The 13,035-nt window shown below is 75.9% G+C and carries 12 protein-coding genes; 8 read left to right on the top strand and 4 right to left on the bottom strand.

The features are described 5' to 3' along the window. Nucleotides 1-119: 119 nt before the first annotated feature. Nucleotides 120-1,109 carry a LacI family DNA-binding transcriptional regulator gene (locus ACFP3R_RS18920; protein ID WP_380637556.1) on the bottom strand — a complete coding sequence of 330 codons (990 nt, stop codon included), beginning with the start codon at nucleotides 1,107-1,109 and terminating at the stop codon, nucleotides 120-122. Nucleotides 1,110-1,244: 135 nt separating this feature from the next. Here ACFP3R_RS18920 and ACFP3R_RS18915 point away from each other — a divergent pair, with 135 nt between their 5' ends. Genes ACFP3R_RS18915 through iolD form a run of 8 tightly spaced genes read left to right on the top strand, consistent with a single transcriptional unit; the run spans nucleotide 1,245 to nucleotide 9,702 of the window. Continuing rightward, the gene (locus ACFP3R_RS18915) at nucleotides 1,245-2,273 is read left to right on the top strand and encodes a Gfo/Idh/MocA family protein (RefSeq protein WP_380637555.1); all 1,029 of its coding nucleotides are present in this window, start codon (nucleotides 1,245-1,247) and stop codon (nucleotides 2,271-2,273) included. Then, the gene (locus ACFP3R_RS18910) at nucleotides 2,270-3,205 is read left to right on the top strand and encodes a TIM barrel protein (RefSeq protein ID WP_380637554.1); all 936 of its coding nucleotides are present in this window, start codon (nucleotides 2,270-2,272) and stop codon (nucleotides 3,203-3,205) included. The genes ACFP3R_RS18915 and ACFP3R_RS18910 overlap by 4 nt, the downstream gene beginning before the upstream one ends. Continuing rightward, nucleotides 3,202-4,200, top strand: a complete 999-nt coding sequence (locus tag ACFP3R_RS18905) for a sugar ABC transporter substrate-binding protein (protein WP_380637553.1) — start codon at nucleotides 3,202-3,204, stop codon at nucleotides 4,198-4,200. The genes ACFP3R_RS18910 and ACFP3R_RS18905 overlap by 4 nt, the downstream gene beginning before the upstream one ends. Continuing rightward, nucleotides 4,200-5,237, top strand: coding sequence for an ABC transporter permease (locus ACFP3R_RS18900; protein ID WP_380637552.1), 1,038 nt, complete (start codon nucleotides 4,200-4,202; stop codon nucleotides 5,235-5,237). The genes ACFP3R_RS18905 and ACFP3R_RS18900 overlap by 1 nt, the downstream gene beginning before the upstream one ends. Next, the gene (locus ACFP3R_RS18895; RefSeq protein ID WP_380637551.1) at nucleotides 5,234-6,013 is read left to right on the top strand and encodes an ATP-binding cassette domain-containing protein; all 780 of its coding nucleotides are present in this window, start codon (nucleotides 5,234-5,236) and stop codon (nucleotides 6,011-6,013) included. Before ACFP3R_RS18900 ends, ACFP3R_RS18895 begins: the two co-directional genes overlap by 4 nt. Next, the gene (gene iolC, locus ACFP3R_RS18890) at nucleotides 6,010-6,957 is read left to right on the top strand and encodes a 5-dehydro-2-deoxygluconokinase (RefSeq protein WP_380637550.1); all 948 of its coding nucleotides are present in this window, start codon (nucleotides 6,010-6,012) and stop codon (nucleotides 6,955-6,957) included. The genes ACFP3R_RS18895 and iolC overlap by 4 nt, the downstream gene beginning before the upstream one ends. Before the next feature lie 13 nt (nucleotides 6,958-6,970). Further along, nucleotides 6,971-7,861 carry a 5-deoxy-glucuronate isomerase gene (gene iolB / locus ACFP3R_RS18885; RefSeq protein ID WP_380637549.1) on the top strand — a complete coding sequence of 297 codons (891 nt, stop codon included), beginning with the start codon at nucleotides 6,971-6,973 and terminating at the stop codon, nucleotides 7,859-7,861. Then, entirely contained in the window at nucleotides 7,858-9,702 is a 1,845-nt protein-coding gene (gene iolD / locus ACFP3R_RS18880; RefSeq protein WP_380637548.1) for a 3D-(3,5/4)-trihydroxycyclohexane-1,2-dione acylhydrolase (decyclizing), read from the top strand. Before iolB ends, iolD begins: the two co-directional genes overlap by 4 nt. Here iolD and ACFP3R_RS18875 read toward each other — a convergent pair. The 3 genes from ACFP3R_RS18875 to ACFP3R_RS18865 are packed head-to-tail and all read right to left on the bottom strand — an operon-like array spanning nucleotide 9,693 to nucleotide 12,843. Beyond that, nucleotides 9,693-11,675, bottom strand: a complete 1,983-nt coding sequence (locus tag ACFP3R_RS18875; RefSeq protein ID WP_380637547.1) for a tetratricopeptide repeat protein — start codon at nucleotides 11,673-11,675, stop codon at nucleotides 9,693-9,695. The two genes, iolD and ACFP3R_RS18875, sit on opposite strands and share 10 nt — an antisense overlap. Beyond that, complete coding sequence (locus tag ACFP3R_RS18870; RefSeq protein WP_380637546.1) at nucleotides 11,672-12,022, bottom strand: hypothetical protein; 351 nt, start codon at nucleotides 12,020-12,022, stop codon at nucleotides 11,672-11,674. Before ACFP3R_RS18870 ends, ACFP3R_RS18875 begins: the two co-directional genes overlap by 4 nt. Beyond that, nucleotides 12,019-12,843: a nucleotidyl cyclase domain-containing protein gene (locus tag ACFP3R_RS18865; protein ID WP_380637545.1), complete on the bottom strand. Its 825-nt coding sequence runs from the start codon at nucleotides 12,841-12,843 to the stop codon at nucleotides 12,019-12,021. The genes ACFP3R_RS18870 and ACFP3R_RS18865 overlap by 4 nt, the downstream gene beginning before the upstream one ends. Nucleotides 12,844-13,035: the final 192 nt, after the last annotated feature.

Raw genomic sequence — 13,035 nt, 5'->3', positions numbered from 1 at the left:
GCTCCCAGCCGCTCCTCGCCACCGTTCGGCGGCTGCCGCTCGCCGCCCTTTCCCGGCCGCGTCCCTCCCCGCCCTTCCCGGCGACGCTTCCCGGTGGCCGGCTCCCAGCCGCTCCACCACTACCGCCCCGGCGGCGCGGTGGTGCTCCTGACCACCAGCGACGGGCGCAGCAGGTGCCGCACCGGCTCCTCCCGCTCGCCGCGCACCCGCTGGAGCAGGGCCTCGGCGGCGAGCCGGCCGAACTCGTTGCGCGGCTGGTCCACCGTGGTCAGCGAGACGTGCCGGAGCGCGGCCAGCGACGTGTTGTCGTAGCCGACCACCGACACGTCCCGCGGCACCCGCAGCCCCGCCTCCTCCAGCGCGGAGATCGCCCCGACCGCGTTGAAGTCGTTGCACGACACGATCGCGGTCGGCGGGTCGGCCAGCAGCTCCCGCACCGCCCGCGCGCCGGCCACGTCGGTGTACTCGCTGGCCACCACCCGCGGCGCCAGCCCGGAGGCGGCCATCGCGGCCAGGTAGCCGCGCCGGCGCGGCGCGGCCTGCGTGCCCTCCCCGCCGTCGAGGTGGGCGATCCGCCGGTGCCCCAGCGACACCAGGTGCTCCACGGCCAGCGTGATCCCGCGCTCCCCGTCGTCGTTCACCGTGTCCACCGCGGCCAGCCGGGAGGACCGCGCCACCAGCACCACCGGGGCCTGGGCCGCCGCCCGCCCGATGTCCGCCGACGGCACCACCGGCGACAGCAGCGCCAGGCCCGCCGGCCGGAACGACAGCAGGCCGGCCAGCGCCCGCCGCTCCCGCGCCGGCCTGCGCCCGCCGGTGTTGATGATCAGGTCGAAGCCCCGGTCGCGGGCCACCTCGTCGAGCCCGTCCACGACCTCCGCGAAGAACGCGTTGTGCAGGTCCGACACCATCACGCCGAGCACGTGCGAGGTGCGGCTGGCCAGCGCCCGCGCCATGGCGTGCGGCGAGTACCCCAGCTCCTCGGCCGCCTTCAGCACGGCCGCGCGCCGCTGCTCGCTCACCCTGGGTGATCCACGCATGACCAGCGACACCAGCGCGCGGGACACGCCGGCCCGCACGGCGACGTCCTCCATGGTGGGTCTGAGCACGGGTTCCCCCCTCGGCCCGGTCACGAGCGGGACGCGGCCTTGACACCCGTGTGACGCACGTTACATCGTTAGAGCGCTCCATCCAATAGAGCGCTCTAACGGCGGGCCGCGGCCACCAGGACGGAGAGCACCGGGATGCGCATCGGAGTTGTGGGAGTGGGCCGGATCGGCACCATGCACGCCACCAACTTGACCACCCTCGACGAGGTGGACGAGGTCCTGCTGCTCGACCCGCTGCCCGGCCGCGCGGAACGGGTGTCGGCCGCCCTGCCCGGCACGAGGTGCGTGGCCGACCTCGACACGATGCTCACCCTCGGTGACGGTGTGCTGATCGCCACCCCCACCAGCACGCACCCGGCGCTGCTGCGCGCGGCCGTCGCGGCGGGCGTGCCTGCGCTGTGCGAGAAGCCGATCGCCGCCGGCCTGGACGAGATGCTCGCGCTCGTCGCCGAGGTCGAGGCGTCCGGGGTGGAGGTGCTGGTCGGGTTCCAGCGCCGCTTCGACCCGGCCGTCGCGGAGCTGCACCGGCGCGTCCGCTCCGGCGACGTCGGCGACGTCTACCTGGTCCGGGCCCTGGGCAACGACGCCCGCCCGCCCGACCCCGCCTACCTGCCCCGGTCCGGCGGCATCTTCCGCGACCTGCTCATCCACGACCTCGACGCGGTGCCGTGGCTGGTCGGCCAACCCGTGGACGAGGTCTACGCGTCGGGCTCGGTGCTGGTCGACGAGGCGTTCGCGGCCGCCGACGACGTGGACAACGCCGTGGTGGTGCTGAGGTTCGCGGGCGGCGCGCACGCCGTGCTCGCCGGCGGCCGGCACGACCCGGTCGGCTACGACCACCGCATCGAGGTGCTGGGCAGCCGCGACTGCCTGGCCGTCGGCCTCGACCCGCGCACCCCGCTGACCTCCCTGGAACCCGACGGGCCCCGGTCCGGGCCCGACGCCTACCCCGGCTTCCCGGAGCGCTTCCACCGCGCCTACCTGACCGAGGTGGCGGTGTTCGCGCGGGTGGTGGCGGGCGCGGCGGAGAACCCGTCGCCGGTGCGGGACAGCCTGGTCAGCCTCGCGCTGGCCGAGGCGTGCGAGCGGTCGCGCCGCAGCGGCGAACCCGTCCGGGTCGGGGTGCCCGCGCCGCGGCGGGCCGGCACGGGGGTGGCCGGGTGAGGATCGCCGGCGCGCCGATCTCCTGGGGGGTGTGCGAGGTCCCCGGCTGGGGCCGCGTCACCGACCCCGCGACCGTGCTGGCGGAGATGGCCGCGCTCGGCCTGCGCGCCACCGAACTCGGCCCGCCCGGCTACCTGCCCACCGATCCCGCGCGGCTCGCGGCCCTCCTGGCCGGGCACGGGATGACGCTCGTGGGCGGGTTCCTGGCCGTGCCGCTGCACGCCGGCGACCGGTCCGCCGCCGACGACGCGGTGGCGCTGCTCGCCGACGCGGGCGCGGAGGTCCTGGTGCTGGCCGCCGCCACCGGCCTCGACGGCTACGACGAACGCCCGACCCTCACCGGTGGGCAGTGGCGCGAACTCGTCGACACCGCCGCCGCGATCCGGGACCGGGCCGCCGCCCGCGGGGTCCGCACCGCCCTGCACCCGCACGTCGGCACGCACGTGGAGCGCGCCGACGAGGTCGAGCGGTTCCTCGCCGACTCGGACCTGCCGCTCTGCCTGGACACCGGCCACCTGCTCATCGGCGGCGCCGACCCGGTCGACCTGGCCCGCCGCTTCCCGGGGCGGATCGGGCACGTGCACCTCAAGGACGTGCGCGCCGACCTCGCGGCCGCCGTGCGCGCCGGCGACCTGGGCTACGCGGCCGCCGTGCGGCAGGGCATGTACGTGCCGCTGGGCGAGGGCGACGTGGACGTGGCGGCCCTGGTGGCGCTCCTGCGGGCGGCCGACTACCGCGGCTGGTGCGTCCTGGAGCAGGACACCGCGCTCGGCGACGACGTCCCGGCCGACGCGCCGACCCGCGACACCGCGCGCAGCCTCGCCCACCTCGACCGCCTGGTCCCCGGACCCGCACCCGAACCGCCCCCGGCCGGACCACCCCCAGCCGAACCACCCCCAGCCGAACCACCCCCGACCGAAGAGGCACGATGATCTCCACCCGAACGCCCTCCCGAACGCCCGCCCGCACGGCCCTCGCCCTCGCCGGCCTCGCCCTGCTGGCCGCGTGCAGCGGCCCCACCGCGTCCACCGACGACACCCCGACCGACGCCCGACCCCCCACCACCGGGGACTTACGCGTCGCCGTCATCTCCCACGGCACGGCGGGCGACGCGTTCTGGAACGTCGTGAAGAACGGCGCCACCGCCGCCGGCGAGCAGCTCGGCGTGGCGGTCGACTACCACTCCGACGGCGACCCCGGCCGGCAGGCCACGCTCGTCGACAACGCGGTGTCCCAGCGGGTCGGCGGCATCGTCGTGTCCCTGGCCAACCCCGACGCGCTCAAGACCTCCGTGGAGAGGGCGGTCGCCGCGGGCATCCCGGTCATCACCATCAACTCCGGTTCCGCCCGCTCGGCCGGGTTCGGCGCGCTCGCGCACGTCGGCCAGGAGGAGGACGTGGCGGGCGAGCAGGCGGGCCGCAGGCTGCGCGAGGCCGGGAAGTCCAAGCTGCTGTGCGTGATCCACGAGGCCGGCAACATCGGCCTCAACCAGCGCTGCGACGGCGCGCGGACCGGGTTCGGCGGCGCCGTCGCCACCCTCCAGGTCGACATCAACAACCCCACCGACGTCGAGTCCCGCATCAAGGGCGCGCTCCAGACCGACCCCTCCGTGGACGCCGTGCTCGCGCTCAACCCGCAGGTCGCCATGTCGTCGGTGAACGCCGTCCGGGGCGCGTCGTCGACGGCCGCCGTCGCCACGTTCGACCTCAACGGCGACGTGACCGGCGCGATCAAGGCCGGCGACGTGCTGTTCGCCGTGGACCAGCAGCAGTACCAGCAGGGCTACCTGCCGGTCGTGATGCTCAAGCTCTACCGCGACAACGCCAACACCGTCGGCGGCGGCCGGCCCGTGCTCACCGGACCCGGGTTCGTCGACGGGGCCAACGTGGACCGCGTCGCCGAGTACGCCGAGCGCGGCACCCGCTGATGGCCGCCGCGACCGGGGAACCCCTCCTCGCCGACCGGCCCGGTCCGGCCGCCCGGGTGGTCGCGCGGCCCGAGGTCGGCGCCCTGCTCGGCGCGCTGCTGGTCTTCGCGTTCTTCTCGGTGGCGACCGAGCGGTTCCTCAGCACCGCCGGCGTGGCGACCTGGCTGGACGACGCCTCCACCCTCGGCATCATGGCCGTCGCGGTGGCGCTGCTCATGGTCGGCGGCGAGTTCGACCTGTCCGCCGGCGTGCTCACCGCGTCGACCGCCCTGGTCACCGCCGTCCTCGCCACCCGCCTCGGGTGGCACACGTGGCTCGCGCTGCTGGCGTCGCTGGTGTTCGCGCTGGCCGTCGGCGCGCTCAACGGGTGGCTGGTGACGCGCACCGGCCTGCCCAGCTTCATCGTCACGCTCGGCACGCTCCTGGCGCTCCAGGGCCTCAACCTCGGCGTCACCCGGCTGGTCACCGGCACCGTGCAGGTGTCCGGGATGCGCTCGGCCGACGGTTACGCCTCCGCCGGCTTCCTGTTCGCCTCCACGTTCCGGCTCGGCGGCGCCGCGTTCCCGGTGTCGATCCTGTGGTGGCTGCTGGTCACGGCGGTCGCCTCGGTGGTGCTGCTGCGCACCCGGTTCGGCAACCGGGTGTTCGCGGTCGGCGGGTCCGCCGCGGCGGCGCGCGCGGTCGGCGTGCCCGTCCTCCGCACGAAGGTGCTGCTGTTCACGACGACCGCGTTCGCCGCGTGGCTCGTCGGGTCGATCAACATCCTGCGCTTCACCAGCGTGCAGGCCAACCAGGGCATCGGGCTGGAGTTCCAGTACATCATCGCCGCGGTCATCGGCGGCTGCCTGCTCACCGGCGGGTTCGGCTCCGCCGTCGGCGCCGCGCTCGGCGCGCTCATCTTCGGCATGGCGCGGCAGGGCATCGTCTACGCCAACTGGGACTCCGACTGGTTCCAGCTGTTCCTCGGCGTGATGCTGCTCGCGGCCGTGCTCGTCAACAACGCCCTGCGGCGGCGGGCGGAAAGGGCGCGGCGGTGAGTCCCCTCCTGGAGGTCCGCGGGATCGGCAAGGCGTACGGCAGCGTGGTCGCGCTGCGGGACGTGTCGGCGGTGGTGGGTGCCGGCGAGGTCACCTGCGTGCTCGGCGACAACGGCGCGGGCAAGTCGACCCTGATCAAGGTGCTGGCCGGCGTGCACCGGCACGACACCGGCGAGTACCTCGTGGACGGCGTGCCGGTGGCGTTCGCGTCCCCGCGGGAAGCGCTGGACCACGGCATCGCGACGGTCCACCAGGACCTCGCGGTCGTGCCCCTGATGAGCGTGTGGCGCAACTTCTTCCTCGGCGCCGAACCCACGGTCGGCCCCGGCCCGTTCCGGTTCCTCGACCGGCGGCGCGCCCGCGAGGTGACCCGGGCGGCGCTGGCCGACCTGGGCATCGAGCTGCGCGACGTGGACCGGCCGGTCGGCACCCTGTCCGGCGGCGAGCGGCAGTGCGTGGCCATCGCGCGGGCCATCCACTTCGGGGCCAGGGTGCTGATCCTCGACGAGCCGACCGCCGCCCTCGGCGTCAAGCAGGCCGGCGTGGTGCTGCGGCACGTGGCCCGCGCCCGCGACCGGGGGCTCGGGGTCGTGCTCATCACCCACAACCCCCACCACGCCTACCCGGTCGGCGACCGGTTCCTGCTGCTCAAGCGCGGCCGGGTGCTCGGCGCGCACGCCAAGGCGGAGATCACGCCGGCGGAGCTGACCCGGCAGATGGCGGGTGGGACGGAGCTGGAGGCGCTGGCCCACGAGCTGCGGGGCGTGACCGGGTGATCCCGGAGGTGCTGACCGTCGGGCGGGTCGGGGTCGACCTCTACCCGGAGCAGAGCGGCGTGCCGCTGGCGGAGGTGCGCACGTTCGCCAGGTCGCTCGGCGGCTCGGCGACGAACGTGGCCGTCGCCGCCGCCCGCCTCGGCCGGCGGTCGGCGGTGCTGACCAAGGTCGGGGCCGACGGGTTCGGCGCCTACGTCCGCTCGGCGCTGTCGCGGTTCGGGGTGTCGCCGGACTTCGTCGGCACCGCCCCCGGCCTCCGCACCCCGGTCGTGTTCTGCGCGCTGGACCCGCCGGAGGACCCGCCGCTGCTGTTCTACCGGGAACCGCTCGCGCCCGACCTGGCGCTGGAGGCCGACGACGTGCCGTGGGCGGAGGTCGAGGCCGTGCCGCTGCTGTGGGTGACCGGGACGGGGGTGGCCGCGGAGCCGGCGCGCACCACGCAGCGGCTGCTGCTGGAGCGGCGGGGCCGGCGCGCGCACACGGTGCTCGACCTGGACTACCGGCCCGCGTTCTGGGCGGGGGTCGGGGAGGCGCGGCGCGAGATCGGCCGGCTGCTCGACCACGTGACGGTCGCGGTGGGCAACCGGACCGAGGTGGAGGTGGCCGTCGGGACCGCCGACCCCGCCGCGGCGGCGGACCGGCTGCTGGCGCGCGGGGTGGGGCTGGCGGTGGTGAAGATGGGCGGCGAGGGCGTCCTCCTGGCGACCGGCCGGGGCTCGTGGACCGTGCCGGCGTGCCCGGTGGAGGTGGTGTGCGGGCTGGGCGCGGGCGACGCGTTCGGCGGAGCCCTGGCCCACGGCCTGCTGGCGGGCTGGGAGCCGGTGCGGATCGCCCGCTACGCCAACGCGGCCGGCGCCCTGGTGGCGGGGCGGCTGGCGTGCGCGGACGCGATGCCCGGGGCGGACGAGATCGAGGCACTGCTGTGGACCGGGCGGGCGACGTGACGGGAGTGGGGCCATGAGCAGCGGTTGGCACCGTCCGCGGGGGTCCCTCGCGGTCGGGGAGGACGCGGTTCGGCTGACGCCGGGGGACGCCGGGTGGGAGCGGGTCGGGTTGCGGGTGCTGTCCCTGCGCCCCGGCGGGTCCGCGGTCCTGCGCATGGGGGAGTTCGAGGGGTTCGTGCTCCCCCTGTCGGGCGGGTGCGTGGTCGAGGTGGGCGGTGAGCGGTTCGGGCTGGTGGGGCGCGAGTCGGTCTTCACCCGGGTCACGGACTTCGCCTACGTGCCCCGGGATTCGCACGTCCGGGTGAGCACGGAGCACGGGGTCGAGGTCGCGGTGCCGATGGCCCGGTGCGAGCGCCGCCTGCCGCCGGGCTACGGGCCCGCCGAGGACGTCCCGGTGGAGGTCCGGGGCGCGGGCAACGCCACCCGCCAGGTGACCGGCTTCGGCGTGCCCGGCGCCTGGGACCGCGCCGACCGCCTGATGGCCTGCGAGCTGATCACGCCCGGCGGCAACTGGTCCTCCTACCCGCCCCACCGGCACGACCACACCTGCGAGGTCGCCAACGAGGAGGTCTACTACTTCCGCATCGCCGGGCGGGACGGGATCACCCCCTCGCGCGAGGGCTTCGGGTTCCACCGCGCCTACACCGGTGACGGGGAGGTCGACGAGCACGTCCTGGTGCGCGACGGTGACGTCTTCCTCGTCCCGCGCGGCTACCACGGACCGTGCGTGGCCGCGCCCGACTACCCGATGTACTACCTGAACGTGCTGGCGGGGTCCGGCGCGCGGCGCTCGATGGCGTTCTGCGACGACCCCGCGCACACCTGGGTCCGGGACACCTGGGCCGAGCGGGAACCCGATCCCCGCTGTCCCGTCACCAGCGCCCGGGAGGGAACGGTCCGATGAGGCTCACCACCGCGCAGGCCCTCGTCCGCTGGCTCACCGCCCAGCGCACCGAACTCGCCGACGGCACCGGGGCCCCGCTCTTCCCCGGCGTCTTCGCGATCTTCGGCCACGGCAACGTCCTCGGCCTCGGCAACGCCCTGGAGGAGTCCGACCTCCCGGTCTGGCGCGGCCACCACGAGCAGGGCATGGCCCTCGCCGCCGTCGGCGTCGCCAAGGCCACCCACCGCCGCCAGGTCGGCGTCGCCACCTCCTCGATCGGCCCCGGCGCCCTCAACATGGTCACCGCCGCCGGCGTCGCCCACGCCAACCGCCTGCCGCTGCTGCTCCTGCCCGGCGACGCGTTCGCCTCCCGCGCCCCCGACCCCGTGCTCCAGCAGGTCGAGCACCCCGGCGACCCGGGCACCACCGCCAACGACGCGTTCCGCCCGGTCAGCCGCTGGTTCGACCGCCTCACCCGCCCCGAGCAGCTGCTCGGCACCCTCCCGCACGTCGCCCGCGTCCTCACCGACCCCGCCGACTGCGGCCCGGTCACCCTCGCCCTCCCGCAGGACGTGCAGGCCGAGACCTTCGACTTCCCCGACGCCCTGTTCGCGCCGGTCGTGCACCGCCCGCGCCGCCCCCGCCCCGACACCCGCGCGCTCGCCGACGCCGCCGACGTCCTGCGCGCCGCCCGCCGGCCGCTGCTGGTGCTCGGCGGCGGCGTGCGCTACTCGCGGGCCGCCGGGCGCGCGCTCCGCTTCGCCGAGCGGCACGCGGTCCCGGTGGCGGAGACGACCGCCGGCCGCACCTGCGTCCCGCACGACCACCCGCTGCACGCCGGTCCGCTCGGCGTCACCGGCTCGGCCTCCGCCAACGCCCTGGCGGCCGAGGCCGACGTGGTGCTGGCCGTCGGCACGCGGCTCCAGGACTTCACCACCTGCTCGTGGACGGCCTTCGCGCCCGGCGCCCGCCTGGTCTCGCTCAACGCCGCCCGCTTCGACGCGGTCAAGCACGGCGCCCTGGAGCTGGTCGCGGACGCCGACGAGGGGCTGCGCGAGCTGACCGACGCGCTGGGCGACTGGCGCGCGGACGGGGCGTGGGCGGCCAGGGCGTCGCACGAACGGCTGAGGTGGGACGCGTACGTCGACGCGCTGCGCGCACCCACCGCCGACCTGCCGACGTACGCGCAGGTGGTGGGCGTGGTGAACGACCTGTCCGACCCGGCCGACTACGTGCTGACCGCGTCCGGCGGCCTGCCCGGCGAGCTGGTCGGCGGCTGGCGCGCGGTCGGCGAGGCGACCGTGGACGTCGAGTACGGGTTCAGCTGCATGGGCTACGAGCTGGCCGGCGCGTGGGGCGCGGCGATCGCCCGGCCGACCGGGGTGGTGACCACCCTCCTGGGTGACGGCTCGTACCTGATGCTCAACTCGGAGCTGTTCTCGGCGGCCTTCGCCGGTCACGGCTTCGTCGCGGTCGTCTGCGACAACGACGGCTACGCCGTGATCCACCGCCTCCAGACCGCCCACGGCGGCGTGGGCTTCAACAACCTCTACGACGACGTGGCCACCCGGCACACCACCCCGCCCCGGGTGGACTTCGCCGCGCACGCCGCCGCGCTGGGCTGCGCGACGTTCCGGGCGGAGAGCGTCCCCGACCTCGAAAGCGCCTACCGCGAAGCCAGGCGGACGGCGGTGACCGAACACCGCCCGGCCGTGGTGGTGATCCGCACCCACCCGGCGAAGTGGACCGAGGCGGGCGCGTGGTGGGAGGTGGGCGTGCCCGGGGTCGCGCACCGCCCGGAGATCACCGCCGCGCACGAGGGGGCCCGCGCCGGCAAGGCGAGGCAGGTCCGCTACCGGTGAGCCGGCGGCCCGGGGTCGTCGAGTTCCGCGAGCCAACGCGCCACCCGGCCGGCGGACTCCTCGTCGCCGAACCCGAGGAACAGCTCCCGCGCCTCGGCCCAGTAGACCCGCGCCGAGTCGGCCATGCCCACGCGTTCGTGGACGATCCCGAGGTTGACCAGCACCTTCGCCGCCCCCGACCGGTCACCGACGGAGCGGAAGACCTCCAGCGCCCCCAGCGCCAGCCGCCGCGCCCGGGACAGGTCGCCGGTCTGGAGGGCCAGGGTGCCCATGTTGGTCAGCGCCCGCGCCTGCCCGTGCCGGTCGCCCAACCGCGCGTAGGTCTCCAGGGCCGCGCGGAATTGGACCAGCGCGGCGTCGAACGAGCGCTGCCAGGAGTGCAGCGTGCCCAGGTGGTTGAACACGATGGCCTGCCAGCGCTCGTCGCGGAGGCGGTGGAAGATGTCGGCGGCGGCGAGGTACCTGCGTTCGGCGCGGCGGAAGTCGTGCAGGTCGAGCGCCAGGTCCCCCAGGTTGTTGCAGGTCACCGCCACCCCGTGCTCGTCGCCGGTGGCGCGGTGCAGGGCCATCGCCGCGTCGCACAGCTCGCGCGCCTCGTCGAACCGGCGCTGCTCCAGCACCAGCATCGCCAGCCGGTTGAGCAGCACGCCCTCGTCGCGCGGCCGGTCGCGGCGGCGGGCGGCGGCGGCGGCGAGCCGGTAGGTCGACTCCCACTCGTCCCAGCGCGTGTGCGGGGTGGCGGACCTCGACACCGCCAGTGCCAGGTCGACCGCGCGGTCGTCGTCGGCCACCTCCACGGCCGCGACCAGGTTGGACCGCTCCAGGCCGATCCACTCCGGCGTGGCCGCCCGCGCCGCCGCCACGTAGTGGTCGAGCAGCCGGTCCAGCGCCGCCGCCGCGTCCGGCTCGTCGCGCACCCGGCACTCGACGGCGTAGAGGCGCAGCAGGTCGTGGAAGCGCACGCGCCCCGGACCGGCCGGTTCCAGCACGTGCCCGCGCTTGAGGGCCGCCAGCAGCGGCTTCACCCGCGACAGCGGCAGGTCGACGAGGGCGGCCGCCGCCTCCGCACCGACCCTGGGACCGGGGTTGAGCGACAGCAGCCGGAACAGCCGCCGCTGCGGTTCGGGCAGCCGCCGGTAGGACAGGTCGAAGGCGGCCCGCACGGCGTGGTCGCCGCCGTAGTCCAGCCCGTCCAGGCGTCCCACCTCGTCGTGCAGCAGCTCGACCAGGTCGGCCGCCGACAGGTCCTCGTCCTCGGCCAGCAGCGCCGCCGCGATGCCCAGCGCCAGCGGCAGCCGCCCGCACAGCTCCGCCAGCCGCTCGACCGGCCCGTCCAGCTCGCGCCCCGGGTCGCGGGTCCGCACGGCCGTCCGCACCAGCTCCGCCGCCTCGTCCGGCGGCAGCACGTCCACCCGCACCTGCCGGGCGCTCAGCTCGCCCAGCACGTCCCGGCTGGTGATCAGCACCCGGTGCGGTCCGGCGCCGGGCAGCAGCGGTCGGACCTGGCCCGCCGACGAGGCGTTGTCCGCCAGCACCAGGACCGGCGCGGTCCGGTTGGCCAGCACCGACCGGTAGAGGTTGGCCCGCGCCGCCTCGTCCGCCGGCACGTGCTCGGCCGGCACGCCCAGCGCGTGCAGGAACACCGCCAGCGCCTCCGCGGGTCGCACCGGGGTCTCCGAGTAACCCCGGAGGTCGAGGAACAGCACCCCGCCCGGAAAACGCGACGCCGCCCGCACCGCCAGCGCCGTCTTGCCGACGCCCGCCAACCCGGCCACGGCCGTGACCAGCACCGGAAGCTCGTCGGACAGCGCCAGGGCGAGCCGCGCCAGGTCCGCCTCGCGACCGGTGAACGCCGGTTCCGGCGGCGGCAGGCCCGCCAGTGCCACGGGCGCGGCCGATCCCAGGCGCACGGCACCGATGTGCCCGGCCTGCACCACCGGACCGGACACGACGCCGCTGACCTCGTTGTTCACCCCCCGGCGACGTCGGCCACCGCGCGCGGCAGGCCGGGGCCGACCTCGTGCAGCACCGCGCGCAGCGGCCCGGCCGCCTCCGGGCGCTGCCACAGCATGGCGTGGATCGAACCGCGCCACTCGGTGGTGAACTCGGCCCGCGCCAGCTCCAGCCGCACCCGGGGCACGGCCACCAGCCGCTGCCGCGCCGCGTCCATCCGGTCGCTGACCAGCTCGGTCAGCTGGGGTGCGAGGACCGTCGCCATCCGCACCCGCAGCTGCGCCCACAGCTCGGTGTCCGCGGCCTCGGCCAGCGCGCCCGCCGCCGCCCCCGCGAGCAGCCGCAGCGGTTCCTCGCGCACCGTCACCGCCCCTCCTCCCTCCCGCGGACGACCGGACCGAAGCTCGACCCGCGCTGGTCGTTGCGCTCGAAGTTCTGGATGACCTCGGCGTGCTGCGTGGGCACGTGCGCGTCCCGCCCGGCCTGGACGACCGTGGAGCCGCCGGAGGCCGTGGCGTGCTGGGTCACCGACGACGGACCGGGCTCGGCGGACCCGGCGACCCCGGCGGACCCGGACCCGGACCCGGCCGCCGACGCGTCCTCCAGCCGCAGGGCGTGCGCGTCACCGCCGGGGATCCACAACCGGCCGCGACCGACGAAGTCCTTCACCCGCACCTCGACCTCGCGGAAGTCCCCGGGCCGCAGCGTCGTGTACCCGGCCGCCACCACCGACGCGTACACCACCTCGGACAGCACCACGGCCAGGTGGGCGTCGGTCTGCTCCAGGGCGGCGCGGGCCGCCGCGCTGTCCATCAGCCTGCTGACCAGCACCGCGTCCTGCCCGGGGTAGCCGTTGGCGCCCTCGGCGGTGGCGCCGAAGTGGACGGCCATGCGCATCCGCAGGTGGGCGCGCGGCACCCGGTAGGCGTTGACCGACGCCAGCTCGGCGTCCAGCGCCCGCACGTACCGGTCGACCACCAGGTGGTCCGGCGTGCCCACGGGCAGCACGGCCCACTCCTCGTCGCCCTTGGGCTGGCGCGCCCAGGTCGACCGGTCCAGGCCGGCCACCTCACCGGCCCGGTCCAGGCTGCGCACCAGCAGTTCCTGCAACTCGCGCTGGAGCCGGTCGTCGGCCGACCCGTAGCTCCTCAGGTCACAACAGACCAGCAGACTGCGCTGGAGGCTCATGGCTCGGCCTTTCGTGCGGTGCGGACGACGCGGCGGCCCGGTCGGGCGCGCACGGTCACTGTGGAGCACGGCACCGGCGCCAATACCGCACTCCTGCGGAACTGCACTTCAGATACCCGCGAACCTGCGCAGTCCGGCGAGGTCGGGCACGAGCACGTCACGCCTGAGGTGGCTGACCACGACCCCCGCCTT

The organism is Saccharothrix lopnurensis (assembly GCF_042658445.1).
GTDB lineage: Bacteria > Actinomycetota > Actinomycetes > Mycobacteriales > Pseudonocardiaceae > Actinosynnema > Actinosynnema lopnurensis.
Note: the sequence above shows the minus strand (reverse complement) of the source record. Positions and strands in the feature narration are given on the sequence as shown.